The sequence below is a fragment of the Pseudarthrobacter sp. 05T312 genome (assembly GCF_056396685.1).
In genome coordinates this window covers 26703-53350 of the sequence record NZ_JBFTLY010000017.1, presented here as the reverse complement: position 1 = coordinate 53350, position 26648 = coordinate 26703, and the positions used below count along the sequence as shown (strand labels likewise).

At 67.0% G+C, this 26648-nt stretch carries 24 protein-coding genes; 8 read left to right on the top strand and 16 right to left on the bottom strand.

What is annotated here, in order from left to right:
- The 8 genes from AC1DIP_RS17650 to AC1DIP_RS17615 form a co-directional block, all read right to left on the bottom strand.
- On the bottom strand, positions 1-1278 hold the full coding sequence (locus AC1DIP_RS17650; protein WP_476208318.1) for a cytochrome P450: 1278 nt from the start codon (positions 1276-1278) through the stop codon (positions 1-3).
- Positions 1279-1399: 121 nt separating this feature from the next.
- The gene (locus AC1DIP_RS17645; protein ID WP_477734525.1) at positions 1400-2194 is read right to left on the bottom strand and encodes an IclR family transcriptional regulator; all 795 of its coding nucleotides are present in this window, start codon (positions 2192-2194) and stop codon (positions 1400-1402) included.
- Between the two features lie 97 nt (positions 2195-2291).
- Positions 2292-2981: an HD domain-containing protein gene (locus AC1DIP_RS17640; RefSeq protein ID WP_477734524.1), complete on the bottom strand. Its 690-nt coding sequence runs from the start codon at positions 2979-2981 to the stop codon at positions 2292-2294.
- A 196-nt stretch (positions 2982-3177) separates the two neighbouring features.
- Positions 3178-4533, bottom strand: a complete 1356-nt coding sequence (locus AC1DIP_RS17635; RefSeq protein WP_477734523.1) for an MFS transporter — start codon at positions 4531-4533, stop codon at positions 3178-3180.
- Positions 4534-4753: 220 nt separating this feature from the next.
- On the bottom strand, positions 4754-5953 hold the full coding sequence (locus tag AC1DIP_RS17630) for a cytochrome P450 (RefSeq protein WP_477734522.1): 1200 nt from the start codon (positions 5951-5953) through the stop codon (positions 4754-4756).
- A 45-nt stretch (positions 5954-5998) separates the two neighbouring features.
- Positions 5999-6964 (bottom strand): PDR/VanB family oxidoreductase, encoded by a 966-nt coding sequence (locus tag AC1DIP_RS17625; protein WP_477734521.1) that lies wholly within the window; start codon positions 6962-6964, stop codon positions 5999-6001.
- A 160-nt stretch (positions 6965-7124) separates the two neighbouring features.
- Entirely contained in the window at positions 7125-7964 is an 840-nt protein-coding gene (locus AC1DIP_RS17620; RefSeq protein WP_477734520.1) for an IclR family transcriptional regulator, read from the bottom strand.
- A 149-nt stretch (positions 7965-8113) separates the two neighbouring features.
- Complete coding sequence (locus tag AC1DIP_RS17615; RefSeq protein WP_477734519.1) at positions 8114-8914, bottom strand: SDR family oxidoreductase; 801 nt, start codon at positions 8912-8914, stop codon at positions 8114-8116.
- A gap of 158 nt (positions 8915-9072) precedes the next feature.
- On the opposite strand from AC1DIP_RS17615, the gene AC1DIP_RS17610 reads away from it, so the two are divergent.
- The 4 genes from AC1DIP_RS17610 to AC1DIP_RS17595 are packed head-to-tail and all read left to right on the top strand — an operon-like array spanning position 9073 to position 14215.
- Entirely contained in the window at positions 9073-10452 is a 1380-nt protein-coding gene (locus tag AC1DIP_RS17610) for an aldehyde dehydrogenase family protein (RefSeq protein WP_477734518.1), read from the top strand.
- A 30-nt stretch (positions 10453-10482) separates the two neighbouring features.
- A complete protein-coding gene (locus AC1DIP_RS17605) occupies positions 10483-11409 on the top strand; it encodes an MBL fold metallo-hydrolase (RefSeq protein ID WP_477734517.1) in 927 nt (308 codons plus the stop codon).
- 51 nt (positions 11410-11460) lie between these two features.
- Complete coding sequence (locus tag AC1DIP_RS17600) at positions 11461-12756, top strand: MFS transporter (protein ID WP_477734516.1); 1296 nt, start codon at positions 11461-11463, stop codon at positions 12754-12756.
- Positions 12757-12811: 55 nt separating this feature from the next.
- Entirely contained in the window at positions 12812-14215 is a 1404-nt protein-coding gene (locus AC1DIP_RS17595; protein ID WP_477734515.1) for an MFS transporter, read from the top strand.
- A 143-nt stretch (positions 14216-14358) separates the two neighbouring features.
- Here the strand turns inward: AC1DIP_RS17595 and AC1DIP_RS17590 are convergent, their stop codons facing one another.
- The gene (locus tag AC1DIP_RS17590) at positions 14359-15231 is read right to left on the bottom strand and encodes an NAD(P)-binding domain-containing protein (protein WP_476208311.1); all 873 of its coding nucleotides are present in this window, start codon (positions 15229-15231) and stop codon (positions 14359-14361) included.
- 137 nt (positions 15232-15368) lie between these two features.
- Here AC1DIP_RS17590 and AC1DIP_RS17585 point away from each other — a divergent pair, with 137 nt between their 5' ends.
- The gene (locus tag AC1DIP_RS17585) at positions 15369-15629 is read left to right on the top strand and encodes a DUF3072 domain-containing protein (RefSeq protein ID WP_476208309.1); all 261 of its coding nucleotides are present in this window, start codon (positions 15369-15371) and stop codon (positions 15627-15629) included.
- Positions 15630-15723: 94 nt separating this feature from the next.
- Here the strand turns inward: AC1DIP_RS17585 and AC1DIP_RS17580 are convergent, their stop codons facing one another.
- A complete protein-coding gene (locus AC1DIP_RS17580) occupies positions 15724-15927 on the bottom strand; it encodes a hypothetical protein (protein ID WP_476208307.1) in 204 nt (67 codons plus the stop codon).
- A gap of 302 nt (positions 15928-16229) precedes the next feature.
- On the opposite strand from AC1DIP_RS17580, the gene AC1DIP_RS17575 reads away from it, so the two are divergent.
- Both AC1DIP_RS17575 and AC1DIP_RS17570 read left to right on the top strand, forming a co-directional pair.
- Positions 16230-17573, top strand: coding sequence for a glycosyltransferase family 87 protein (locus AC1DIP_RS17575; RefSeq protein WP_477734514.1), 1344 nt, complete (start codon positions 16230-16232; stop codon positions 17571-17573).
- Between the two features lie 28 nt (positions 17574-17601).
- On the top strand, positions 17602-18858 hold the full coding sequence (locus AC1DIP_RS17570; RefSeq protein WP_477734513.1) for a glycosyltransferase 87 family protein: 1257 nt from the start codon (positions 17602-17604) through the stop codon (positions 18856-18858).
- Between the two features lie 21 nt (positions 18859-18879).
- Here AC1DIP_RS17570 and mptB read toward each other — a convergent pair whose 3' ends face one another.
- Together mptB and AC1DIP_RS17560 are read right to left on the bottom strand one after the other, a co-directional pair.
- Complete coding sequence (gene mptB / locus AC1DIP_RS17565) at positions 18880-20505, bottom strand: polyprenol phosphomannose-dependent alpha 1,6 mannosyltransferase MptB (RefSeq protein WP_477734512.1); 1626 nt, start codon at positions 20503-20505, stop codon at positions 18880-18882.
- 149 nt (positions 20506-20654) lie between these two features.
- Positions 20655-21056, bottom strand: a complete 402-nt coding sequence (locus AC1DIP_RS17560) for a MerR family transcriptional regulator (protein WP_476211815.1) — start codon at positions 21054-21056, stop codon at positions 20655-20657.
- Between the two features lie 180 nt (positions 21057-21236).
- Between AC1DIP_RS17560 and AC1DIP_RS17555 the strand changes: the two genes are divergently transcribed.
- Complete coding sequence (locus AC1DIP_RS17555) at positions 21237-22736, top strand: SulP family inorganic anion transporter (RefSeq protein WP_477734511.1); 1500 nt, start codon at positions 21237-21239, stop codon at positions 22734-22736.
- A gap of 61 nt (positions 22737-22797) precedes the next feature.
- On the opposite strand, the gene AC1DIP_RS17550 is transcribed toward AC1DIP_RS17555, so the two are convergent.
- From AC1DIP_RS17550 to AC1DIP_RS17535, 4 genes are all read right to left on the bottom strand, one after another.
- Entirely contained in the window at positions 22798-23919 is a 1122-nt protein-coding gene (locus tag AC1DIP_RS17550) for an NAD(P)/FAD-dependent oxidoreductase (RefSeq protein WP_477734510.1), read from the bottom strand.
- A 75-nt stretch (positions 23920-23994) separates the two neighbouring features.
- Positions 23995-25038: a Gfo/Idh/MocA family protein gene (locus AC1DIP_RS17545; protein ID WP_477734509.1), complete on the bottom strand. Its 1044-nt coding sequence runs from the start codon at positions 25036-25038 to the stop codon at positions 23995-23997.
- Positions 25038-25820, bottom strand: coding sequence for an amino acid ABC transporter ATP-binding protein (locus AC1DIP_RS17540; protein WP_275181364.1), 783 nt, complete (start codon positions 25818-25820; stop codon positions 25038-25040). The genes AC1DIP_RS17545 and AC1DIP_RS17540 overlap by 1 nt, the downstream gene beginning before the upstream one ends.
- Positions 25817-26605: an ABC transporter permease subunit gene (locus tag AC1DIP_RS17535; protein WP_476208296.1), complete on the bottom strand. Its 789-nt coding sequence runs from the start codon at positions 26603-26605 to the stop codon at positions 25817-25819. Before AC1DIP_RS17535 ends, AC1DIP_RS17540 begins: the two co-directional genes overlap by 4 nt.
- Between the last annotated feature and the right edge of the window lie 43 nt (positions 26606-26648).

Here is a 26648-nt window from a genome sequence, read left to right as displayed (position 1 = left end):
TTAGGCCTCCCAGGTGACAGGAACGGTCTCGGGAACACGGAAGGAGAGGTTTTCGCGGAAGGCGATGTCCCCGGGGGCGTCGAGCTGCAGCCGGGGGGCGAGCCGGGCCACTTCCTCGAGCGCGATTTTTGCCTGCAGCTTGGCGAGCATGTTGCCCAGGCAGTAGTGGATGCCGAACCCGAAGGAGAGGTGCTCGCGGGCGTTCGGCCGGGTGATGTCGAAGTCCCCGCCGTCGGTGAACTTGGTTTCATCGCGGTTGGCCGAGCCCATCAGGAGCAGCAGCTGCGAGCCCTCCTGGATGGGTACTCCGCCCACCTCGGTGTCCTTGAGGGCTTTGCGCCGCCATCCGACGATGGAGCCGGCGTAGCGGAGGACCTCGTCGATGGCGGCGGGGATCTTCTTGGGATCCGCCACCAGCTGCTCCCACTGCTCCGGACGGGCCAGGAGCTCGCGCAGGGCGTTGGAGATGAGGGTGGTGGTGGTCTCGTGCCCGGCGAAGAGCAGGCTGTAGAGGACCGAGGCGATCTCGTGGTCCGAGATTTCGGCGCCGTCCTGCTGGGCCTTGACCAGGTCTGCGGTGAGGTTGTCGCCGCCCTGTTCGTGGGCCGCCCGGACCAGTCGCAGGCATTCCTGCCAGTACTCCACCAGGTTGTGGGCGTGCGGGATCTGCTGTTCGTCGCTGAGGTCGCCCCAGGTCATGGCGGCGCGGGAGTCCGACCAGCGCTTGAACGTGTCCACCTGGGAAACGTCGGCCCCGATCAGGGTGAGGATGGTGATCGTGGGAACGTCGTAGGCCAGGTCCTTGACCAGGTCCCCGCGGCGCTCTTCGCGGGACAGCATCTTTTCGAGCAGGTCCACCACGTTCTGCCGGATGAACGGTTCCAGCGCCTTGTAGCGGCGGGGCGTGAAGGCTTTCTGCACTACGGCGCGGATGCGGGTGTGCTCCGGCGGACGGCGCGCGGACAGGCCGGAGTAGGCGGTGAAGCCGCCCTCTTCCATGATCTTTTTCGCGGCGGGTCCGCGTTCCCGGACCGGGGCCTGGGCGTTCTCGCTGGAGAACGTTTCCCAGTCCTCGAAGACGGCTTTGATGTCGTCGTACCGGGAGACGACGTACAGGCCGGTGCGCTCATCGAACATCACGGGCTGCTCGGCCCGGAGCTCTGCGTAGGCGGTGAAGGGATCCTTCATCTGGAAGGGTTCGTAGCCGTGGTGCCCGGCGGGGGCTTCGGCGCCGTACCCGAAAGGACAACGGCCAGCCGTTTCTGTCGACGATGACATGTTGACTCCTGGTGACTTGGCTCCGCCCGGCGCCTCGGGGCGGCGGGGGTTTCTTAGTGACCAGTGTGGTCCACATCACCGGGCGGGGACAGCGCCGGCTTCCACTGGACGGAATCGAACGTCAGAAGCGCGGACCTTTGTGGACGCCGATCAATGTCTCCAGGGGGATCCGCGCGGTGGCCTTTTCGATTTGGGCTGAAATGCCCTTGAGGACGGGGAGGTACCTGGTCATCGTGGATGCCTGTGCGGTGGGCAGCACCAGGCCGATCGCGGCGCCGATCCGGCCGGTATGGAACACCGGGACCGCGATGGAACAGGAGCCAAGCCGCACTTCCTCGAGGGTGGTGGCGTAGCCCTGCGCGTGGATGTCCACCAGCTCGGCGGTGAATCTTTGCGGGTCGATGTGGGTGTGGGCGGTGGCGCGTTCCAGGTCCCGGTGAAGGTAGGCGTCGCGCACCCAGTCGTCTTCGAACGCCAGGATGACTTTCCCGACGGCGGTGGCGTGCATGGGCAGGCGGCCGCCCACCCGGGAGGCGCGGGGCACGCGCTTGGAGCCGTAGACCCGGTCGATGTAGAGGACCTCATTGCCGGCCCGGATGGCCAGGTGTGCCGTCTCTCCGGTCAGCGAGAACAGGTCCTGGATGTAGGGGTGGGCGGCATCGCGCAGCTGGCGGCCGGTGTTCTGCGCGAGCTCCCACAGCCGGATGCCCAGCTGGTAGCGGCCGTTGGGTTCGCGCGAGAGGAATCCCCAGTCGGTCAGTTCATTCACCAGGCGGTGCGCGGTGCTGAGCGGGAGCCCGGATTTGTCTGCAATGTCGGTCAGGCTCAGGGCGCCGCGGGCGGTCTCGAAGGCTTCCAGGATGGACAGTACTTTGGACGTCACGGTGCGTCCGGGGTCGCGGCTGCCGCCGGCCATGGGGGCCTCCTCGCTCCTGGCGCTGGGCCCACGGTGCCGGCAGCGTCCGGATTGAGTCTAAGCGCGGGAACGGCTCCGGGCCGCGCCGGTTTCCAGGTCAGCCAAGCAGGCGTTGCCGTTGCGGCCAGAGGGTGACCGATTCCAGGGCTGACAGCGCCCGCGCCATGGCCTGCGCCTCGGCAGTGAACAGGTGGCCGTGCACGCGCTGGGAACAGAGCCGGAGGGCCTGCCCGCGGTCCAGTCCGAACCAGTCCATGACGGTGTCGATGCCGTGCGGGCTGAGGCGCCAGGTCTTGTCCGCGTCCTTGACGATGGCGTCCTCGATGGAGAGGGCCTCCCGCCGGGAATCGTGGCCGTCGATGATGCCCAGGATGGCGGGGATCCTGGTGTGGTCGTAACGGCACTCGGCGAGGATGTCCGCGGCCAGGCGCGCCCCCTCCTTTTCGTGCAGCAGCACCAGGTCCGGCCTGCCGCCGCCCGGCGCAATGGCGGCCAGGACATCGCCGGGCGGGACCTGTGACCAGCCGACGTCGTGCAACAGGATGGCGGGAAGCACCACCGCGGCGTCCGCCTCCGGGTGGGCGTCCAGCAGGGCGCGGGCCAGGCCGAAGGCGTAGAGGGTGTGGGCGTCGTTGTCCCGGACCTGCAGGTACGGTGCGGCGAGGTCCCAGATCCCTGCCAGCACCGGGTCCAGCGCGATGACCCCGGCCGGGTTCGGCTCGATCCCGGAGGCAACAGCGGCGGCGTCGAGGCCTGAGTGGTTGGCGGCGGGCTGCAGCTTCGTCATTCCTACAGCCTGCCCGGCATCGTGCCCACGGGCAACGGGCGGCTTCTGCCCAGTGGAACCGGGTGGTGGGCGGACGACGGCGTCACGCACGGCACGCTTTCGGCCCACCTGGGGCGGGGAAGCCCCCGGAAACCCGGGGACCCGCCGTCGTGCGCTGCCTGAAAGCCTGCCCGGCGTGACGCCAGGACGGGGACAGTCAGGCCTTCCGTCCCTCCAGGTCTGCCAGGGACGTACCCCTGGTGTCGGAGGACATCAGGGTGGCCACGGCCGAGACCAGGCAGATGCCGAGCGTAGTCAGCCCGATGGTCAGCGGGATGTTCGCGGAGCCCGGAGGGGCGATCGCCGTGAAAATGCTCGGGAAGAACGACGCGATCATGAGTCCAATGTTCTGCGACACCGCGAAGCCGGTCACCCGGATCCGCATGGGGAACTGCTCCTGGAAGAACGTGGCGAACGTGGCGTTCCACATCTGGAAGAAGATGCCCTGCACGATCACCACGCAGACAAAGACCAGCGGCAGGCTCCCCTGCTCGATTGCCCAGAGGTATCCGGTCACCAGGACGCCACCGATGACGCCGCCGGCCGCCATGAGCATGCGCCGGCCGATCCTGTCCGAGAGAGCGCCGAAAACCGGGATGGTCACCACGGCCGCGACATTGGCCACCAGCGTCACCCACAGGAATTCGCTGCTGGAGAAGCCGTTGCCGTAACCCTTCTGCGTGGCGTAGGAGACGCCGAAGATCAGCGTGGCCATGCCGATGACATTGGTAAACGTCATGAGGATGCAGCGGACCAGGACGCCGGGGCGGGTGCGAAGAAGTTCAACGAGCGGGAAGCGCTGCTGGACCTGGGCCGCTCCGGACTGCGCGGCGTACGCAGGAGGTTCGGTCACCCGGCGGCGGATGAGGTACCCGGCAAAGATGACGACGGCGCTGAGCAGGAACGGGATGCGCCAGCCCCAGGCACCGAACTGGTCAGCCGGGAGGAGGGCGGCGAGCGGCAGCAGGACGGCGGTGGCCAGGATTGACCCCACCTGCGTGCCCTGGAGGCTGAAGCTGGCGAAGAATCCGCGCCGGGCATCCGGCGAGTGTTCGACGATCATCGCGCTGGCACCCCCCAGTTCGCCGGCCACCGCGAAGCCCTGGATCAGGCGGAGGATCACCAGCAGGGCGGGGGCGAGAAGCCCCACCTGCCCGTACGTTGGCAGGAGCCCGACGGCGAAAGTCGCGAAGCCCATGAGCAGCATGGCGAAGACGAGCACTTTCTTGCGACCGTGCCGGTCCCCGTAGGCCCCCAGGACGACGGCGCCCACCGGGCGGGAGACGTAACCCACCGCGTAGGTAGCAAGGGAAGCAATGATCCCAACGGTCGGGTTCTCTGCGGGGAAGAAGATGGTGGGAAAGATGAGCGTGGCGGCCAGCGAATACAGCGCGAAATCGTAGTACTCAAGGGCACTTCCAATCCAGCCGCTCATCGCCGCTTTCCGCGGATCCCGGGGACCGGTTCCGCCTTCCTGGCCAGCCTGTACGACGCGGGTTGGGGTGGTGCTCATGGTGCTTATGTCCTTCGTCTTCATTGGCAAGGAACCGGACCGCTGGTGGCAGCTGAGGCTTTGGCGGTGTCCGCGCCGCAACCCCCGGAGAGGGGATCGGGCGACAGCTCTTGAATCGATTCATCCAATATAGAAGGTGACGTGCGTTACGTCAACGGGCAAGCGCTATCCGGGGAAGGAGACACCCCCGGGAGGCACCCGGCCTCCCGGAAGGTCCTGCCTATGCGGCCGTGACCCGCACCGGGAGGGACTCGAACCCGCGGAGCACGTTGTGCAGGATGGGCACCGGGGCGCCGTCAGGTTCGATGGTGGCCACCCGCTCCAGCAGCTGCTGCAGCACAATTTCCATTTCGAGCCGGGCGATCGGCTGCCCCACACACTGGTGCAGGCCCATCCCGAACGCGACGTGGCCCGATGCATTGCGGTTGAGATCGAAGTCATCAGCGTTCTCACCCCACTTGCGCGGGTCACGGTTCGCGGCGCCGAGGAAAACCAGGACCTTGGCCCCGGCAGGGATATGTACTCCGCCCAGGACGGTGTCCACCGCGACGGTCCGGTGGAACTTTTGGAACGGCGATTCCAGGCGCAGCGCCTCATCCACGGCAAACTTCGCCATCTTCGGGTTTTCCCGCAGCTGGGCCCAGGCTTCCGGGTAGCGCGCCAGCACGGAGAGCGTGTTGCCGATGCCGAAGATGGTGGTGTCCACGCCGGCGGACAGCAGGGCGCGGACCAGGAGCGTGGCTTGCTGCTCGGTGATCAGCCCGTCCTCCACGCGCTTCCAGATCTGGGCACCGAACCCGGTGTCGTCCAGGTTTTCGCGCTGGCAGTTCCGCATCACCGCGGCGGCGTGCTCGTCGCCCTGTGCGAAGGCCTGCTTGAAGATGTAGTTCTCCGGACCGAACGCGTTGAACACCATGTTGCCGTACGGCAGCAGGTGTTCACGTCCGACGTCGGGAATCCCAACCGCGTCGGGGAAGACACGGAGGGGGTACTTTTCGGCGAGGTCCGTAATGGCGTCGAACCGGTTGCGGCGGGCAAGCTGCTCCGTCAGCTCCACGGCAGGCGGCGTGAACGGCTCGCGGAGGGCACGCACCGTGCCGGGGTTGATGACGCCGGTCAGGGCGCGGCGCATGACGGTGTGAATGGGCGGGTCCGATTCCAGGATGCTCGGCGGACGCCAGCCCGAGTCCTTGCGGATGTCCCGCGGGCCCAGGCCGCCGGAGGAGATATAGGTTTCGAAGTCGGTCAGGACCTCGTAGACCTCCTGGTACCCGGCCACGGCGTAGCTGCCCGTACTCTCCAGGTAGGACACGGCTCCGGCGACGCGGAGCCGGCTCAGGAACGGATAGGGGTCCAGGAGGTTTGCGGTGTCGAACGGATCCTCGTCCAACACATTGGCGTCGTGGGTGGTAACGGTCATGGGAAACACTCCTGGGGACGGAACTTGGCAGGGAAGAGGTTGTGGCTAGAGGTCCAGGACGAGCCGCGGACATCCCGCGGCCGCCCGCGAGACGCAGACCAGCATGATTTCGCCCGCATCCCGGTCCTCCTGGGTGAGCACTGCGTCACGGTGTTCCGGCTCACCCGCAATGATCTGGGTTTCGCAAGTGCCGCACAGGCCGCCGCGGCAGGAGGACAGGACGCGCACGCCCACTTCCTCCACCGCTTCGAGGATGGTCTTGTCATTCGGCACGGTGACGGTGGTCCCGGTCCGGGCCAGCTCCACCTCGAACGGGGCGTTGGCGGCGGCGGCACCCAGTGTGGAGGCGACGAAACGCTCCGTATGCAGGGCGCCCGGCGGCCAGCCCATGCAGCGTTCCTCCACCGCGCCGAGCAGGCCGCCGGGTCCGCACGCGTACACCAGCATGTGCGCCCGCGGCATGCCAAGAATCTGGTCCAGGTCGAGCCGGCCGGCTTCGTCCTCGGCGATGATCCTGATCCGGTCAGTCCCGTACAGGTCCTCCAGCTGCTGCGCGAAGGCCATGGTGTTCCGGCTCCGGCCGCCGTAGATCAGGGTCCATTCCTTGCCTGCAGCCTGGGCCGCTTCCAGCATGGGAATGAGCGGGGTGATGCCAATGCCGCCGGCGATAAAGAGGTAGCGCCGCGACTCGCGCAGCGGAAAGTTGTTGCGGGGTTCGGAAATGGTCAGGGGCGTGCCCGCCAACAGGGCGTGCACTGCTTTTGATCCGCCACGGGAATCCGGCACGTGCAGCACACCGATGCGCAGGTGGTCCAGCTCGTCAGGCGAGGAACACAGGGAGTACTGGCGAATAAGGCCATCGCCCACGTGGACATCGATGTGAGCGCCGGGCTGCCAGGGCTGGAACGGCTGGCCATCGGCCCGTCGCAGGACCAGGGAAACGACCTGGTCCGCCACAACGTCCACCTGATCCACCACGGCGTCGATAGTGGCTCCTGCAGATGCACTCATGGGGTTCACTTCCTGTGGAATGGCTCGCCTGCCGGGCAGGCTATGGCCGGTAGCCCGGCCTCATTGGTCTAAGTTGAGGTTAGGTGTTCCACACCACAGGCAGGGGAAGGCTTTCCACCCAACGGAAAGATTCGCGCCCGGGCAACTGCAAAGACCTGGCTTACTGCGGCAGATGCTCCACGCCCAGCCGCCGGGCGATTCCCCGGGCGGCGATGTTGAGTACGGGAACCACGGTACCCACCGGCGCAGGGCGGCCGCGTGTGACGATCCCCAGCGCGGCCACCACCTGCTTGTTGGGCAGGAAGACCGGCACCGCCAGGCCGTAGTTGTCAGGTCCCGCCTCCTCCTCGGTGGTGGCATAGCCGTTGGTGCGGACCCGTTCGATCTCGGCGGCCAGTAGCCCCGGCTGCGTGATGGTCCGGGGCGCATGCGGTTCCAGCCGTTGGACAGCGGACGAAAACAGGTCCTTGGCGCCGTAGGCAAGCATGACCTTGCCCGCGGCGCTGGCGTGCAGCGGCAGGCGGGCCCCGACGCGCCGGAACGGCTGGCCTGCACCGGTCCCGGACATCCGCTCCACCAACAGGACCTCTTCGCCGTCCAGGATGAACAGATTTACCACGTTATGGGTGACAAAAAGGACGTCCTGCATAAAGGGTGCAGCCACTTCGGCGATGTTCTGCTGCGCCGGGGCCAGCAGGCCCAGCCGCCAGATCCGCTGGCCTACACGGTATTCGCCGTTCGCTTTCTCGAGGCCGCCCCACGCCACCAAATCACCAGCCAGGCGGTGTGCGGTGGCCACCGGGAGCCCTGCCCTCCGGGCCATGGAACTGAGGCTTTGAACGGAATGCTCGGTATCGAAAGTGCCCAACAGCGCCAGGGCGCGCGACGTGACGCTGGCCGCCTGGTGTGCGGCGGCACCGTCGTCGCCGGCTGGACGCTTTGGCGCGGCCGTCGGACCCGCGCGCCGGGTGGTCCGGCCTGCCGGGGCAGCGTTAGCCATGGGTCACCCTTCTGCGCTGGAGGACACGGCGCCGTCCGTGGCGCGGTGCTGCATCCTGCCATTTTAACGCCCGACGCCGGCGCCTCCCAGGACGCAAGGCGAGGCGCCGGCGTCGTACTGTGGGCGCATCCTCCATGGGAGGAGAAGGTTCAGTTGGGTACTGCGGCGAGGCCGGAGCCGCGGTAGGCGCCCAGGCCGCCGTCCACGCGGATGTCCGAGCCGTTCACCCAGCCCGATTCGGGGCGGAGTAGGAAGTCGATGACGGGGGCAATGTCGTCCGGGTCGCCGAAGCGGCCCAGCAGTGCACCGGCGCCCTCCACCTTGTCGCGGCCGTGGTCTTTCTTGAAGTCCTCGAGGATGGGAGTGGCCACGGGTCCCGGGCTGACGCTGTTGACCCGGATCCGCTGCGGCAGAAGTTCGGCGGCCAGGTGCTCGGTGAGGACCCGGACGCACTGTTTGGAGAAAAGGTAAGACTCACCCGTTACCCCGTCGTCGCCGGCAATGGACTCCAACGCGGCAGCTTGGTCTTCGGCGAGCGCGAAAGCGGAGCACTTTGCCTTGACCTCCCGCCAGTTCACGGCAACATTGGAGGCCAGGTTCACCACGCCGCCGCCCTCGCCGAGCAAGGGCGCAAGCGCCCGGACCAGCCCGCGGACGCCGAATACGTTCACCGCCAGCACGGTCCGCCACGGGGCCGTCCCAGGAACGCCGGCGATGTTCGCCAGGCCCGCGATGCCGTGCGGCGCTGCGGCGGTGACTGCTGCCGCTGCGGCGTCGATGCCGGCCTGGCTCGAGAGGTCCGCTTGGACAAATGTGCCGCTGAACTCAGTGGGTGGGTTGCGGTCGATGCCGATCAGCGGGATGCCGCGGGCGGCGAGGATACGGGCGGTACGTGCCCCGATTCCGGAGGAGACCCCGGTGAGTACGATGGGCAGTTGCTCGTGGGACATGCAGACTCCTCGTTAGTGCGTGACGTGCTTCACTCCATAGTGGCAAGCGGGACCGGGCGGTTGCGGGACACTTTCCGTTGGACGGAAAGGTTACCCAAGGATGTGACGGGTGCCATGACACTGGGATAAGAATTCCCTCCCGGCCGAAAGGACAAACCATGACGGCAGCCCAGTATGAGGTCCACGACCCGGCCACCCTTGAACTCGTTGGACATGCTCCGGAAAACACCGCGCAGGACGTCGAGGCCTCGGTGGCAGCCGCCCGTGCAGCGTCGGCCGACTGGGCCGCTGACCGGGAGGCCCGCCGCAATTCCCTGCGGACAGGCGCGGCCCTGATCCGCCGCGACCTGGACGCGCTGGCCACCCTGCTCTCCCGGGAACAGGGCAAACCGAAGGCCGAGGCCGCCGGCGAATTCTCCGTGGCCGCAGGGCTGTTCGAGTACTACGCCGACCTGGAATGGGATTCGGAACAGCAGCTGAGTCCGCGCGCGGACCGCAGCCTGGAGGTCCAGTACCGGCCCGTGGGCATCGTTGGCACCATCACGCCCTGGAACTTCCCCATCTCCCTGCTCTGCGTGAAACTTGCCCCGGCCTTGGTGGCCGGCTGCACCGTGGTCGCCAAGCCCTCACCATCCACTCCCCTGTCCACGATTGCCCTGGTGAACCTGCTCAACGAGGCCCTCCCCGCCGGTGTGCTGCAGGTCCGGACCAGTTCGCGGCGGACTGTGAACGTTGCTTTGAGCACCTCGCCGGGCATCCGCAAGATCTCCTTCACCGGTTCCACGGAGGTGGGCATCTCCATCGCGCAGCAGGCCGCCTCAACGGTCAAGCGCGTCACCATGGAACTGGGCGGGAATGATCCTGCCATCGTGCTGGACGATGCGGACATCGCCGTCACCGCCCGCGGCATTGTGGGCAGCGCCTTCCGCAACGCCGGCCAAGTCTGCATGGCGGTCAAGCGCGTTTATGTCCCGCGCAGCCGCAGTGCGGAACTTGCTGAGGCCATTGCCGCCGAGGCGGCCCGCCATGTGCTGGGCCACGGCATTGCTGATGGCACCACCATGGGCCCGATGCACAACGAGTCCCAGCTCAAGCTGGTCCACGGCCTGGTGGATTCCGCCGTGGGCGCCGGTGCCCGCATCCTCTCCGGGGGCACCGCCGGCTGCGACCTGCCGGGCTACTTCCTCTCCCCCACCGTAGTGATCGACGCCGAACCCGGCATGGACCTGGTGGAGCAGGAACAGTTCGGGGCGGCGCTGCCCATCGTGGCCTACGACAGCCTCGACGACACCATCGCGGGACTGAACGCCGGCGAATTCGGCCTCGGCGCATCGGTGTGGAGCCCGGACCAGGAGCGGGCCTACGCCACTGCCTCCCGCATTGATGCAGGAACGGTCTGGGTCAACCAGCACACCCTGGTGGAACCGGACGCCCCGTTCGGCGGCTGGAAGGCCTCCGGCGTCGGCCGCGAGCGCGGCCGCTGGGGCCTGGAGGAATACCTGGAAACCCGTGTCATCAATGCCCGCCCGCACGCCTGACCCCCGCACACCCTGCAGAAGGACTTCCCTGTGAGCGTCGAACTGATCACGCTTGGCACCGCCGCCGGCCCGGCCATCCGCGGACCTGAAAACGGCATCTCCAGCGCACTGGTGGTGGGTGATGCCTTTTATATGGTGGACTTTGGCCTCGGCTGCTCCCGCGCGGCACATGAGGCGGGGCTCCGGGGCAAGGATTTTGTGGCCGGCTTCGTCACGCATCTGCATTCGGACCATGTGGTGGAGCTTCCCGGCTTCCTGCTGTGGAACTGGGGGAATCCGGTGGAGGGCTTCACGCGGCCGGTATCCGTTGTTGGCCCGGGCAAGGATGCCACCCGGACGGGTGGCGGTGGCCTGTCCGGCACCGCCGAACTGGTGTCCCACTCGCTGCAGGCCTTCTCCTACGACATTGACATCCGGGTCCATGACGAGGCCCGCCCGGACCTTGCGTCACTGGTGCGCACCGTGGACCTGGCCACCCCCGCGCACGGCTCCGAGGACGCGGCCCGCCCCTTCGACGTCTACGAGGATGACAGGGTCAAGGTCACCGGCATCCTGGTGGAGCACCCGCCAGTGCGGCCCGCCGTGGCGTTCCGCTTCGAGACCGACGCCGGTTCTGTCGTATTCTCCGGCGATACCGCCGAATGCGAGGCCATGGTTGTGCTCGCCGAGGGTGCGGACGTCCTGGTGCATGAAGCGGTCAACCTGGACTTCTATGCGGACAAGGGGTTCGCGCCGGAGTTCCTGAACCACCAGCGGATCGCCCACACGCCGCCTGAGGCCGCCGGCCGGGTAGCCTCCGCGGCGGGGGTGGACAGGCTTGTGCTCTCCCACCTGGCCGGGCGGGCGGAACCGCAGTGGTGGCGCAGCCGTGCTGCCTCAACCTTTGCCGGCACCGTGGACGTCGCCGTCAGCGGCCAGCGTTTCCGCATCGGCAGCCCCGTCCTGGCTTCCGCCTGAGCAGAGAACCTGATCTCGGGTCGCCTGCCACAAACTCAGCAAGGACAACTCTTGGCTCTGCCGTCGCACACCACACCCGTTGATGACGCCGACGCGACGACGGACCGGGCGTGGCTTGCGGTCCTCGCGGCCGGTATCGCAGCGGCCATGCACATCTGGAAGCTTCCCGCCGCCCTGGCCGGCATCCAGACGGATCTTGGCACCTCGCTGATCCAAGCCGGGCTGCTGCTGGGCATCATCCAGCTGGCCAGCGTGGTTGGCGGCCTGGCCACGGCCGTGGGCGGTGAGATGGCCGGCCTGCGCCGACTCCTGATCCTCGGACTTGTCCTGCTGAGCGGCGCGTCCGCCGTGGGTGCGGCCGCCCCCAGCACCGAATGGCTGATGGCAACACGCACCCTGGAGGGCGTCGGCTTCCTGCTGGCCGTGGTGGTGGCACCCGCCCTCATCCGCAAAGTGGCCCCGCCGCAGCGGCTGAACATTGCGCTGGCAAGCTGGGCCACGTTCCAGGGAACTGCTACGCTGATCGGCCTTTCCGCGGGTGCGCTGTTCCTGCAGGCTGCTGGCTGGCGGGAATGGTGGCTGATTATGGCGGTTCTCACGCTTCTCCCGGTGCCGCTGCTGCTGCGCCGGGTGCCGAAGGACGTGGCTCCAGCCGAGGCCGGACTCCGGCCCGCTCTGCGCAGGGTGGGGCGCACCGTTGCCACCCGCAGGCCCTGGATCATCGGCGTGGTGTTCGCCTGCTACACGGCGCAGTGGATGGCGGTGCTTGGCTTCCTGCCCTCGATCTACCGCTCAGCGGGGCTCGACGGCCCGTGGCCCGGTCTCCTCAGCGCCCTGGTCGGTGGCGTCAACGCCATCGGTGCCCTCAGTGCCGGTCCGCTGATCCAGCGGGGAATTTCTGAGCGGAGCATCATTTTCTGGACCTTCCTGTCGATGTCCGCCGCTTCCGTAGCCACGTTCGCCGTGAACTGGGACCGCTTCGGCAACGGCATTTTTATCCAGGTTGTCCAGATCGCCGCGTTTTCCGCCGTCGGGGGCCTCATACCGGCGGCGGTGACCAGCTACTCCGTGCGCATCGCGCCCGCAGATGGCTCCGTCACTGCCGTGCTGGGGCTGACGCAGCAGATCTTCAATGTGGGAAACTTTGCGGGGCCCATGTTGTTCGCCCTGCTCGCCACCACCACCGGCGGCTGGGGCACCACCTGGTGGCTGACGTGTGCCTTGAGCTGCTTGGGGATGGGCCTGCTGGCGCTCCTGGGACGAGCCGCAAAAAGTGACTTTCCGGCCAACGGAAAACCCAAATGTAAGGCCGGTCACACGAGCCTACAGTCAAGGAAACGCCGGTGAAACCGGCAAAGACTCCCCTTCAACGATTGGGCAAACCGTGTCTAAAACTCCGCTTATGACGCCGGGCTCCGCGGCCTCCCGCGATCCCCGCACCTGGTCCCGGGCCAAGCGTAACCGCTACGGCTGGTTCATGACGTTCGGCCTGCTTTTCCTGATGATGCTCAGCTGGGCTGACAAGGCAGTCCTGGGCATCGCGGCCGTTCCCCTGATGAAGCAGCTGGGCATCACGCCCGAGCAGTTCGGGTTGGTGGGAAGCGCCATGTTCCTGACCTTTGGTGTGGCCCAGATCGTTGCCGCCCCTATCGCCAACAAGGTATCCAGCAAGTGGATCCTGCTAGTCCTGTGCCTGCTGTGGTCCGTGGCGCAGGTTCCCATCCTGCTCTTCGCCTCGCTACCCGCGCTTTGGGCAAGCCGCCTGCTCCTCGGAGCCGGCGAGGGCCCGCTGGCACCGGTCCTGATGCATGGCATCTACAAGTGGTTCCCCGAAAAGAAGGGAGCCACACCCGCGGCGCTGGCATCATCCGGCGTGACGTTGGGCATCGTGGCGTTCGCACCGGTCCTGGCCTGGGTCATTGGACAATTCGGCTGGCAGACCGCCTTTGCCGTGCTGGCCATCGTGGGACTGCTGTGGTCCGTCTTTTGGGCCATCGCGGGCAAAGAGGGCCCGTACACCAGCAGGAAGGCGGAGCAGGATCTTGACGGCATCGCACCGGAAGAGACACCCGTGGTAAGCGAAACCAAAATCCGCTACTGGCGCACCATCCTCTCCCCCAGTTGGATCTTCGCGGTCCTGGCCTCCTTCTTCGGCTACTGGACCTTCACCTTGGCCATGTCCTGGGGACCCGCATACTTCCAAAATGTCCTCGGCTTCAGCGGGCAACAATCCGGTTCAATGATCGCCTTGCCCGCAGCGTGGGGCACCATTGCCACCGTGGGCCTCAGCGCCCTCACTCAGCGCCTGCACCTAAAGGGCGTTCCGACCAGGAAGGCCCGTGGCTGGGTCCTCGGCGGCGCTGGCGCCTTCGCCGGAGCCTGCCTACTCGGAGCGACTATGACTACCTCGCCGGCCCTGTCAATAGCCCTGATGGTCTTCGGCTTTGGTACCGCACCGGCGCTCTTCGCCATCACGTACCTTGTGGTCGCGGAACTGACCACCATCGGCCAGCGCGGAGCCAACCTCTCCATTGCCAACGCCGTCCTCACCACGGGCGGCGTGTTTGCCCCCGCCGTATCAGGATTCCTTATTGGCGGTGCAGCCACCCCGGCAGATGGCTACCGCGCGGCATTCGCCCTGGCCGGCGGCCTCATGCTGACCTTCGGTGTTCTGGCACTACTCTTCGTCAACCAGCAGCGTGACCGCCGCCGGCTCGGCCTTGACGTAACGGCTGGCTTCTCAGTCGGGACGGCCACGCCTGCGGCCCGGGCTGAGGAAACGGTAGTGGTAACCGCCAAGGCCTGAGGCGCCAGTGCAGAAGGCAGCCGCCGGAAGCCACAAGCACAGCCTCCGGCGGCTGCCTTCTCTGCATCAAAACTATTCCGGGATGGTTCCGCACGGATGCATACATCCCGCCGCGCCCAAGGTGCGACCTACTTTTCTGCCTGCTACCGGCTCGCGTAGTAGGCCGCGGCCATGTCCTGCTTGGTGCGGCCCTGTTCTGCCACCCGGTCCAGCCTGGCGGCGAACGCTTCCGCCCCGTCAAGCTTCAGTCCCAGTTCAGCAGCGGCATCCACGATCAGGTGGGCGTCCTTGCGGGCCGTGTCCACGGCGAAGGACGCAGGCTCGAGTCCCTCCTCCAGGATGAGCCCCATCTTGGTCCGCAGGTAGGGAAGGTCCAGTCCGCCGCCGTCGATTACGTCGAGGAACTGCTGCGGATCGACGCCGAGCTCCTCCGCCAGGGCAACCACCTCACCGGCGGCATTGGAGGCGGCAATGACCCAGCTGTTCACCACGAGTTTGAGCCGGGTGGCGGAGCCTTCGGCGGGGTCCTGCCCCGCCCACATGGTCCGGGCTCCGATGGCATCCAGGACCGGCGCCACCCGCTGGCGCACCGGGTCGGGTCCCGCGGCAAGCACCAGGAGCTGGCCGGCTTCAGCAGGGGCCCGGGTGCCGGAAACGGGTGCTTCCACCAGGTCCAGCCCGAGCTCCGCGGCCAGTTTGGCCAACGCGGGAACGTCCTGGACGCCCACGGTGGTGGACTGCACCCAGGCCATGCCGGGCCGGGTGCCGGGGGCCGCAGCCCGCATGACTTCTTCCACTGCGGCGGCGTCGTAGAGCATGGTCAGGACGACGTCGGCGGCCTCGACGGCGCCGGCAGGGTCAGTGGCGCGCCGCGCACCGTCCGCGGCCAGGGGTTCCGTTTTGGCCGCGTCCCGGTTCCACACCGAGACGTCATGGCCGGCCCGCAGGAGGTTCCGTGCCATGGCCGCCCCCATGATTCCCGTGCCGAGCACTGCGACTTTGAGCTTGGTATCCATCGAGTCATTCTCCTGGCTGCGTTGAGGTCTGCGTCTACCTATTCAACGTCTCCATGATTCCCCGACTTATTCAAGCCAGGGCATTTGGGTGCGCATGTTCCGGCGGAATGTCGGTGCCCCGACCTAGACTCGTTCCCATGAGCGACAGCAACCAGGAAACAATCGGCAGCCCCGAACCGGAACCGAACGCAGGGCTCAACAGGGATCCGGAAGACTGGATAACAGGGGATGAACCCATGACGGCGGCCCAGCGCAGCTATCTCGATACCCTTGCCCGCGAGGCGGGCGAGGAACTTCCCGCGGACCTAAGCAAGGCGGACGCATCAAAGCACATCGACCGGTTGCAGCAGCGCAGCAGCCGCGTGGGCGGCGACGGGGACAACAGCCAGCCACGGTAAACGGTCGACGCCGGAAGTGGCGGCGGCGCCAAGGGAGCCCCGTTAGGGGCCGGCTGCGTTGGTGCCGGCTGAATCAGGTGCGGGCCAAATGGCCTTACCAGGCCTGGTGTTCGCGGGTGAGGCCGAAGGGGACGGCGTCGCTGAGATCCACCGTGAACTTGTCGGCGCCATGGCGGGTCACCAGGATGCCGTGGCGACGGCCCATGAGTGCATGGGCCTTGGCGGCTGCGACGGCGGCGTCGAGCTCGGTGTCCATGCTGTGGCGGTCGGAGACGGTGAGGGTCAGGGGGAAATTCATGGATATTGCCTGTGTCTTTCAGGGGATGGGTGGGCATACTCCGCCCAGCGCTCCCCCTGGCTGCATAGGCGGCAGGCACTTTCGCGCCTCGACCCATGGTGCCTGAGCAAAAATGTGCCAGCAACTTTAGATAAATGACGCAGGTCAGCGCCTCGGGCACCACCATTTGTCCTGACAATTACTGGCCGCAGGGCGCCGTCAATTAGAGTTGGAAGGGAGTGGGAGCCGGTTTTCGGAGCTTCCAGCTGCCTTTGAAACCCGCCCCGCGGCCCACCCGAGCCCTTATTGCGCGACCGCTGACTGTGCAACGACCTGACAAGGATTCCGCCATTTCCACCGACGCTCTCTTCGGCAATCTGACCAGGATCCGCAACGTCATCCTCCCCACCCCCGTGCGGAGCGCACTGAATTCCGGGCGTGGACTGCTGGGCGGCTTCATCGTGGTCCATTTGGTCTTCCTGGTGTTCGCCGCTTCGCTCTCCCTGCGCGGCGAGGCCTTCAGCGACACCTTCATTTACCGCGACTGGGCCATGGCCGGCTTCAACGACGCGAACCTGACGGGCGGCCCCAGCCCCTGGGTCTACCCCATCCTGGCCCTGATCCCCATGGCCGTCGCGGGCCTCGCAGGTCCTGGACCGTTTTTCTTCCTCTGGGTCCTCATGACAACGCTCCTCAACGGCTGGGCACTGCTGAAGCTCACGGAGCGGGGCCGGAACGCCAACGCCATCCCCGCCGGCTGGTGGTGGCTCGCCTTTACCTTCCTCATGGGCTGGCTGGGATTCGCCCGCGTTGACGGCCTCACCGCCCCGCTGGTCCTCGTGGCCCTGGCATACGGCGTCCAGCGCCCGTTCATCGCCTCGATCCTGCTGGCCATCGGCACCTGGGTGAAGGTCTGGCCGGCGGCCATCATGCTGGCCCTCTTCGCCGTCGTGAAGAACCGCCTGCTGGTGGTACTGGCAGGAATCGCGACGACGGCAGGCGTCGTCGCGCTGGCAGCAGCCCTGGGCAGCGTCCCCAAGCTCCTGAACTTCCTCACCCAGCAGGGCGACCGCGGCATGCAGCTCGAGGCCACCTTCACCACCCCATGGCTGTGGCTTTCCGTCCTGAACGTGGGCGGCTCCCGCATGTACATGAACACGGACATCAACTCCATGCAGGTGGACGGCCCCGGCACCGCCACCATGTCCGTGCTGATGCAGCCGCTCCTGGTCCTGGCAGCCCTGCTCGTGGCTGGCCTGGCCTTCTGGGCCCTCCACAACGGCAAGCAGCACAAGGTGGCCGGCGGCGTGGACCGGACCGAGCTGCTCCTCGCCGGCGCCCTCGCCCTGGCCGCCGCCTTCGTAGTGTTCAACAAGGTGGGCTCGCCCCAGTTCATGGTGTGGCTGGGCCCCGCCGTCGCCGTCGGCCTGGCGCACAGCTGGCGCGAATGGCGCGTCCCGGCACTGATGCTGATCGCCATCGCCGTGGCCACCTACTTCATCTACCCCCTCTTCTACGATGCCCTCAGCCACAACAACCCGTGGATGGCGCTGGTGCTGACCATCCGCAACCTCCTGGTGGTGGTCCTGTTCCTGTGGAGCGTCCGGCGCCTGTATTCGCTGGGCAAGAAGACCGCCGCACCCGCCCCCGCGCTCAAGGAGACCTGAGATTTCCACAAGGTTCTTTGACCGTTTGGTGACGGTCCGCAGCAAGGTCCTGCCGGCCAAAGTAGTGGACTGGTTCGCCCGGCCGTCCAGCGTGTGGTGGGGCTTCGCCGTCGTCCACTTGTACTTCCTGGGCTGGATGGCGTCCTTCTTCTTGAACGGCGATACGTTCAGCGACACCGAGCAGTACCGGCAGTGGGCCATGGCCGGGTACAACCCGGCGGACCTGACCGGAAAGATCAGCCCCTGGGTGTATCCCGTGCTGGCGCAGATCCCCATTTTCCTGGCGAATATCGCCGGGCCGGGCCTCTACCTGCTGGTGTGGTTCCTGATCATCACGGCGCTCAACGCCGTCGGCCTGCTCTACCTGACCCGCGGCCCGCGGAAGGTGACCGGCGTGGCCCCGGCGTGGTGGTGGCTGTTCTTCACCGTCTTCATGGGCTACCTGAGCTTCGCCCGGGTGGAAGGCATCACCGCACCCATCGTGCTGATCGCGCTGCTCTACGCCGCCGAACGGCCCGTGGTGGCGGGCATCCTGCTCAGCATCGCCACGTGGATCAAAGTGTGGCCCGCAGCCGTGCTGGTACCCATCGTCATCGCCAGCCACAAGCGCGTCCAGGTGGTCCTCGCCGGCGCCGCCGTGACCGCCGTCGTTGGACTGGGGACCTGGCTGACCGGCGGGCTGCCGCACATCATGGACTTCCTGCTCAACCAGGGCGAACGCGGCATGCAGCTCGAGGCCACGTTCTCCACACCGTGGGTCTGGCTGAGCGTCTTCCACATCGCCGGTTCCAAGATGGCGGACAACACGGCCATCAACTCCACCGAGGTCTACGGCCCCGGAGCCAGTACCGCAGCGTTCCTGATGCAGCCGCTCCTGGTCCTCGCCGCCGTGACCGCGGCCATCCTGCTGGTGCGGGCCATGCGCCGCGGCGCCGAGCGCGAGGAATTGTTCCTTGAGGGCTCCCTCATGATGGTCACCGCGTTCATCGTCTTCAACAAGGTGGGCTCGCCGCAGTTCATCATCTGGCTGGCCCCGGTGATCATCGCGGGCCTGACCCACGACTGGGAGCGCTGGAAGGTGCCCGCGGCCCTGCTGATGGGCATCGCCATCACCACGTTCGTGATCTACCCGCTGTTCTACACGCCCCTGATCCACGCCCACCCGGTCATGGCGGCCATCCTCACCACCCGCAACGTGCTCCTGGTGGTGCTGCTGTGGTGGTCGGTGAAACGCACGGCGGAACTGGGCCGCAGGACGTCCACGCGGGTACCCGCGGGCGCCTAGCTTCTTATTTGGCCCGCCCGGCTAACGGCTTTCGGAGCGGTCGACGGCGGCGGGGGCCTGGGATGCGGCGCGGCGGCGCGCCGCCCTGCGCTCCACAGCCCACTGCCAGCCGCGACGGCCCAGGTCCAGCGGCCTGCCCTCGATGAGCAGTTTCCGCGTGTGGACGTCCAGTACCAGCAGGTAGAACGTGAAGGCCAGGGCGGTGAAGAACGCCAGGGACGACGCGTCGATGGGCAGTTCCACGAAGGACCAGACCGAGAGCTGGTCCTGCGCGCCGAACACCACGAAGAACGTCACGCCCACGTACAGCGAGCGGATCTGCCAGTCGTCCCGGATGCCGGTGACAGCCAGGAACGGCAGGAACCACAGGATGTACCAGGGCTGGATGATGGGTGAGAGCATCACCACTGCGGTGAACGCCAGGGCCATCCGGCGCACCGCACGGGAGTAGTCGCCACGGAACATCAGCAGCAGGACCAGGGCGATGGCGGCCCACTTCATGGCTGTCCTTAGCCAGGTGGCCAGCGTTCCACCCGGCAGGCCCAGGGCGTTGGCGAGCAGCTCCACCTGCTGGCCGATGAAACCGGACGGCGAGTAGCCGGTGTAGCCGGGGGTGGGGTCCATGATGGCCCAGGTCCAGCCGATGCCCAGGTTGTAGGGAATGCCGCCGAGGGCCAGCACGCCGAAGCTGATGCCCGCCGTCGCTCCCCACATCAGGAACTTGCGCGGCCAGGAGGCGGACGGTCCTGCCCACATGACACCGATGAACGGCAGCAGCAGCACGGTGATGGGCTTGATGCCCACGGACGCGGTGACCAGGAGGATGCCCAGCAGGTAGCGGCGGGTGGCGGCCAGGTAGACGCCGGCGACTGCGAGCCCCACCATGAGTGCGTCGTTGTGGGCGCTGGCGATGAAGCTGATGAGGAAGAGCGGGTTGGCCACGGAGATCCAGAGGGCCCGTGCACCGTTGATGCCGTGCAGTTCGGCCAGCTTGGGCACGTAGATAACGCAGAGCAGGACGCCGACGCCGGCCAGGAGCCTGAAGAGCAGGACTGACGCGTCGGGCTGGGCACCGGTCAGCCCCACCACGGCGCGCGCGAGCCACAGGAAGTACGGCCCGTAGGGGGTCCTGTTTTCCGCCCAGGCGGGGTCGGCGCCCAGGGCAAACCAGTTGTTGAGCGTGGAGATGCCCACCTCGTAAGGGTTCTGGCCCTCCTGGACCAGGCGGCCTTGGCCGGTGTAGGCGTAGACGTCCCGTGAAAAGACGGGCACGCAGAACAGCAGGGGCAGTGACCAGGCCGAAATGGCGATGACTACGGACCGCAACGACGAGTGCCCCCAGTCCCCCAACCTCTGGCCAAGCCTCAGCCAGGAGCGCATCAGGAGCATGGCACCGGCCGTCAGCAGCACGGTGGACACCGCCACACCCCACCCTTCGGTGCGGAGCGCGATCACCACCGGCTGGCGGATCATGGGCGAGCCGTTGGCGATCCAGCCGGTGCCGATGGAGCCGACAAACATCATGAGGGCGCCGATGAAGCCTTCGATGGTGGCGAAATAGGCGCGGCCCCTGGCGGGCGCGGAGGCGTCGACCGGTTTACCCGGCCTGCTCTCCGACGTCTCAAGGTGTGACCCGCCTGCCGTCATGATTGTGTGGTCCCCTACTTTGTTACGGCATTGGTTGCACCGGCTCTATGGGCCGCCCTGCAACCCGGTCATTTTATCAGCCGCGCTTACTGCTGCCCCGGGGGCATGGCCGGGTGGCAAGGCACAGTTTGGCAACAGCGGCCGGTTCCCTAACGTGCACGCAGCAGCGCCAGGAACTCATCGGCCATGCCGAGTTGTTCCTCCAATTTGGCACGGCGCCGCGCTGCCTCTTCGATGAACCCGTTCAACTCAGTTCTGATGTCCGTAACGTCCTCGCCGGGCGCGGCAGCCTCCAATGCGTCGATGACCTTCAAGAGCCCGGCCATGGCTTCGAGCGTGAATCCGAGCGGCTTCATCCTGCGGATCAGGAGCAGGCGCGTGAAATCGCGCTCAGTGTAGAGGCGGAATCCGCCGTCCGTGCGGCCGGACGGTTTGAGCAGGCCCACCTCGTCATAGTGGCGGATGGTGCGCAGGGACATCTGCGAACGGTCCGCCAGTTCGCCGATATGCATTGTGGCCACCACTTCTTCGGCGGTCATTTCTTTCATCATCACGTCACCAATCCGGCTCAACCCTTACGTTAGGGTAGTGTTGCATGCGCAGCCGGCAGTCACCGGCCCTTCTCTCCACCCCAATTGTCTTCCATGGCAGGGCTGGACCCTTGCGCACCGTGGCGCGCACAACGTTGCCCACCCGCTCTTTCCTGAGAGCCAAGTCCCTGGAGCCGCTCCTTGGCCGTCGTCGACCGCCCCCGCCCCGCCCGGCAACCGAATTCCGTCCTGGCCGCGCTCCGCTCTCCGCGGCAGCTGACCCGCGAGGTCCTCGCCGGCATGGTCACCACCCTCGCCCTGGTCCCGGAGGTCATTTCGTTCTCGATCGTGGCCGGGGTGGATCCGATGGTCAGCCTGGTCGCCTCCATCGTGCTTGCCCTGGCGATGTCCATCCTCGGCGGACGGCCCGGCGTTGTGACGGCCGCCGCGGGCTCGGTGGCCCTGGTCATTGCTCCGCTGGTCCACGAGCACGGCGTCCAGTACGTCCTGCCGACGGTGCTGCTTGCCGGCGTCATCCAGGTGGTCTTTGGCCTGGCCGGCCTTGCCCGCCTGATGCGGTTCATCCCGCGCTCGGTGATGATCGGGTTCGTTAACGCCTTGGGTGTGCTGATCTTCGTGGCGCAGGTGCCGCACGTCCTCAATGTTCCCTGGCTCGCCTACGTCTTGTTCGCCGTAACGCTGGCCATCATCTTCATCCTCCCGCGCTTCACCAAGGTGGTCCCGTCGCCGCTGGTGGCCATCGTCGTCGTCACTGCGATCGCCATCCTTGCGGGCCTTGCTGTTCCCAACGTCGCCGACGAGGGGCCCCTCACCGGCCAGATGCCGGGAATCACCCCGTTCCTTGTTCCGCTTGATGTTGAGACGTTCCGGCTGGTGCTGCCCACGGCCCTGAGTGTGGCGTTCGTCGGCCTCATGGAAACCCTGCTCACGGCGAAACTGGTCGATGACATCACGGAAACCCCCTCGCACAAGGGCCGCGAATCGTGGGGGCTGGGCGTCTCGAACATCCTCGCCGGTTTTTACGGCGGCATCGCCGGCTGCGCCATGATCGGCCAGACAGTCCTGAACGTGAAGACCGGGCAGGCGCGCACCCGCATCTCGACCGTGGTGGCCGGGGTGTTCCTGCTGGCCCTGGTGACGGGGCTGAGCTCGATCATGGGGCAGATCCCCATGGTGGCCCTTGCCGCGGTCATGATGGTCGTGGCCGTCACTACGGTGGACTGGCACAGCGTCAGGCCGGCCACCCTCAAGAGGATGCCGCTGCCGGAGACGATCGTCATGGCTGTCACGGTGGCCGTCGTGGTGTTCACCGGCAACCTGGCCTACGGCGTACTGGTGGGCGTCATCCTGGCGATGGTGCTGTTTGCGCGCCGGGTGGCCCACGTCATCACCGTTGAGCGGAACCTGGCGGACGACGGCGGGAGCGTGCGTTACGAGGTGGTGGGGCCGCTGTTCTTCGGCAGCAGCAACGACCTGGTGGAGCACTTCGCCTACGGCGAAGATCCCGCCTCGGTGACCATCGATCTTAGCCGCGCCCAGATCTGGGACGCGTCAACGGTGGCCGCCCTGGACTCCATCGAAACCAAGTACGGACACCACGGCGCCACGGTGGCCATTGAAGGCCTCGATGAGCGCAGCACCGGCTTCCACCGGCGACTCACCGGGCATTTGGGCGCCTGACTTTCGGCGCGCGTCCAGGAGCGGGGCCGCACGTCTGCGGTCCCGCTCCTTCGCGCATGACCTAGGAGAACCGCCCCGGCCGGAACGTCGCCAGCATGGGGTGCTTCCGGCCCGTCAGGATTTCACCGGCAAGAAGTTCGCCGGCGATAAGGCCCAGGGTGGCACCGGAGTGCGTGAAGGCAACGAAGCAGCCCGGCACCTGGCCGACTTCGCCCAGGACGGGTTCGCCGTCACCGGGGATCGGCTTGTAGCCCATCTTCCAGGAGGCCGGCTTGAGTTCCGGGTTGCCGGCAACCAGCCTGGAGGCTTCATCAGCCAGTTCCTGCACTACTTCCTCCGGGACGGTGAAGGAACCGTCCGCGTGCTCGGTGATGTGTTCCTCGTACCAGTCGTGGTCCAGCGCGAACGTGCCGCCGGGGTTGGGCCGGAGCGCGGCGCGCGGGGTGTTCATCACGGCGGTGACGTCGTGCTGCACCTGTTTGGTCACCACCAGCATGGACACCGGCGAACCATTGGGGATGTGCACGCCCAGGGGCTGGACGACGGCGGGCGTCGCTGCCCCGCACGCCACCAGGACGGCGTCGGCCGGGTAGGTCCCGCCGGACGAGGTCTCCACGCCGGTGGTGCGGCCGCCCTCCACCGTGACGGAGGCCTTGCCGGCGTTGAGGACCAGTTCGCCGCCACGGGAGTGGAACTCCTCCATCAGGAAATCGATCAGGTCCGGAAGGCTGACCCAGCCTTCGCCGGGGTTGAAGATGGCGTTGTCCGGCACGGCACTGGAATCGATACCGGGGGTGGCTGTTGCAATCTCTTCCGGAGCCAGCAGTTTGGAGTCGTAACCGATGGACTTCTCGTAAGCGTGCCGCGCCTCGGTCGTTTCAGCCTGCCCGTCCGCGTTCCACATGAGTCCGCCGCCGAACTGGAGCCACTCCCGGCGGGGGTTGGAGGCGAAGAGCGTGCGGTAGCGGTCCACGCCGGCCACCCGCAGCTGGTGGTAGGGGGTTGACCGTTCGCCGGCGGAATTGAGCCAGGACAGGGAACGGCCGCTGGCTTCGCTGGCCAGGCCGCGCTCGGTCAGGAGGATCACGGAGGCGTCTTCGCGGAGCAGGTGCACGGCGGTGGAGACGCCCAGGATGCCGCCGCCGATGATGGCGACGCGCTTGGTAGCTGTAACAGAGGACATTGGTGTCCCTTTCTGTGGAATTCGGGGTGGTGAGGGACGCGAACGGTGCGTCCTGGAGAAGAGTTGGGGGGAACCTCAGGCCAGGGCGTGGATCCCCTCGATGACTTTCAGTACTTCGAGGGGGCCGGCGGGGTCGACGGGCAGCGGCCCCTCCCCGCGCAGGGCTGCGGCCAGTTGCACGTAAAACTTCGGGTAGGCGCCGCGTTCGGCAGGAACGGGGGACGTTGCACCATTGATGCCCAGGAGCCCCCAAGACTCCTGGGGGTCGAGGCCATATGCCGGATCCGACGGCGGCATCCCCGCTGCGAGGGCAGGTTCCTGGCCGTCAAGACCCCACTTGGTGTACCCGGCCTCGGAGCCGAGGACGTGGAAACGGGCGCCCGCCTGGGCGGCCATCCCGTTCATCCACAGCCGGGAACGGACTCCGGAGGCGTGCAGCAGTGACACGAAGGCTTCAGCGTCGGCAGCGTCCGGATGTGGCCCGCGGTTGACCGTCTCGCCGTAGCTCCGTTCCACCGGGCCGAACAACTGGACGGCCTGGTCGATCAGGTGGGCTCCCAGGTCGTGCAGGATGCCGCCGCCCTCGGAGAGGGACACGGTGTCCCGCCAGTTTCCAAACCCTTCCGGCCGCCACCATTCGAACCGTGATTCGAAGCTGCTGACCTGCCCCAGCGCTCCCGAGGCCAGGATCTTCCGGAGGGTCAGGAAGTCCGCATCCCACCGGCGGTTCTGGAACACCGTGAGCCGCACCCCGGCGTCGTCCGCCCTGCTGATCAGTTCCTCACCCAAGGCGGATGTGGGCACGAAGGGCTTGTCCACCACTACGTGCAGGCCGTGCGCGATGGCCGTCGCGGCCAGTCCGAAGTGGGTGTGCGGCGGGGTGCCCAGGATGACCAGGTCCAGGTCCGCGGACAGGGCGAAAAGCTCTTCCGGAGTTCCAACGATCCGTGCCCGTGGGTAGAGGCGTGCCGCCTCGGCCGCGCGCCCGGGCTGGGCCGTCACGATCACGTCGAGCAAGAAATCCGGGTTGGCCGCGATCAGCGGCGCGTGGAAGACCTTTCCGGAGATCCCAAAGCCAACGACGGCGGTCCGGATGGGTGCAGCGGGAACCGTACCCATCAGAGCACCTCGGAGAGGAAGCGCTGGAGGCGTTCGCTGCGGGGGTTGTCGAAGAGTTGGGTGGGAGTGCCTGCTTCGACCACTTCACCTTCGTCCATGAAGACCACCTGGTCGGCGACTTTGCGGGCGAAGCCCATTTCGTGGGTGACCACCAGCATGGTCATGCCGCGGCGGCCCAGGCCCGCCATGAGGTTCAGGACGCCCTTGACCAGCTCCGGGTCCAGGGCGCTGGTTGCTTCGTCGAAGAGCATGACTTCGGGTTCCATGGCCAGGGCGCGGGCGATGGCGACGCGCTGCTGCTGGCCGCCGGAGAGATCGCGGGGGCGGTGGTCGGCGCGTTCGGCGAGGCCTACTTCGGCCAGGCGTTGGCGGGCGCGATCCATGGCCTGGGCCCTGGGCATGCCCTTGACGGCCCAGAGGGCCAGGGCAACGTTTTCTTCCGCGGTGTGGTCCGGGAAGAGGTTGAAGTGCTGGAAGACCATGCCGATGCGGGTGCGCAGGGTGTCAGGGTTGGTGCCCAGGGTGCTGTCGCCGGCGAGCAGCACGTCGCCGCTTTTGGGTTCGTGGAGGCGGTTGATGCCCCGCAGCAGGGTGGATTTGCCGGAGCCGGAGGGGCCGATGATGCAGGTGGTCGTTCCGGGGGCGACCGTGAGGCTGACGTTGCGCAGGACGTCGATGTCGCCGTAGGCCATGGTGACGTTGTGCAGTTCCAGGCTGGAGCCGTGGAAGGTCGGGGCCCCGATGCGGCCTGCTGTGGTGGTGTTTTGCGTGGGGGTGTTCATGTGTTGCTCCCGGTGGTGAGCGGCGAGGCCGCGTCGAGTTCCTTGACTTCCTTCAGCCCGCTGGTGGGTGGCGCGGCCCGGCGGCGTCCGGTGCGGAACTTGTTGTCGAAGTGGTTTACCAGGTGCGTCAGCGGGACGGTGATCACCAGGTAGAACAGGCCCGCCGCGACCAGGGGTGAAAGGTTGCCGGACAGCACAGCGGCGTCCTGGCCCACGCGGAAGAGTTCGCGTTCGGTGACCAGCAGGCCCAGGAAGTACACCAGGGAGGAGTCCTTGACGATCGCGATGAACTGGTTCACCAGGGCCGGAAGCACCCGGCGTACGCCCTGGGGCACCACCACCAGGGCCATCGACTTGGCGTAGCTCATCCCCAGGGCGCGGCAGGCCTCGCCCTGGCCCTTGTCCACACTGAGGATGCCGGCGCGGAAGATCTCCCCGATGTAGGCGCTGGCGATCAGGCTCAGCGCGATGATGCCCAGCGGGTAGGGGGACGGCCCGAAGATCGACTGGCTGAGCCGGGCGAAGCCCTGGCCGATCAGCAGGATGGTCAGGATGGCCGGCAGGCCCCGGAAAAGGTCCGTGTAGATCCGGGCCGGAACCCGCAGCCATTTCGAGGGTGAGATGCCCATGACGGCCACCACCATCCCCAGCACCGTGCCAAGGAGGGTGGCGGCGATGGAGATGATCAGCGTGTTCAGCAGGCCGACCGCCAACAGTTGGGGCAGGACCTCGGCCATAGCGCCGAAGTCGAAGAAAGTACGGATGATGGTGTTGAACCAGTCCATGGTTGCTCTCAGACGTAGATTGGGTGGAGGTGCCGGGGCGGGC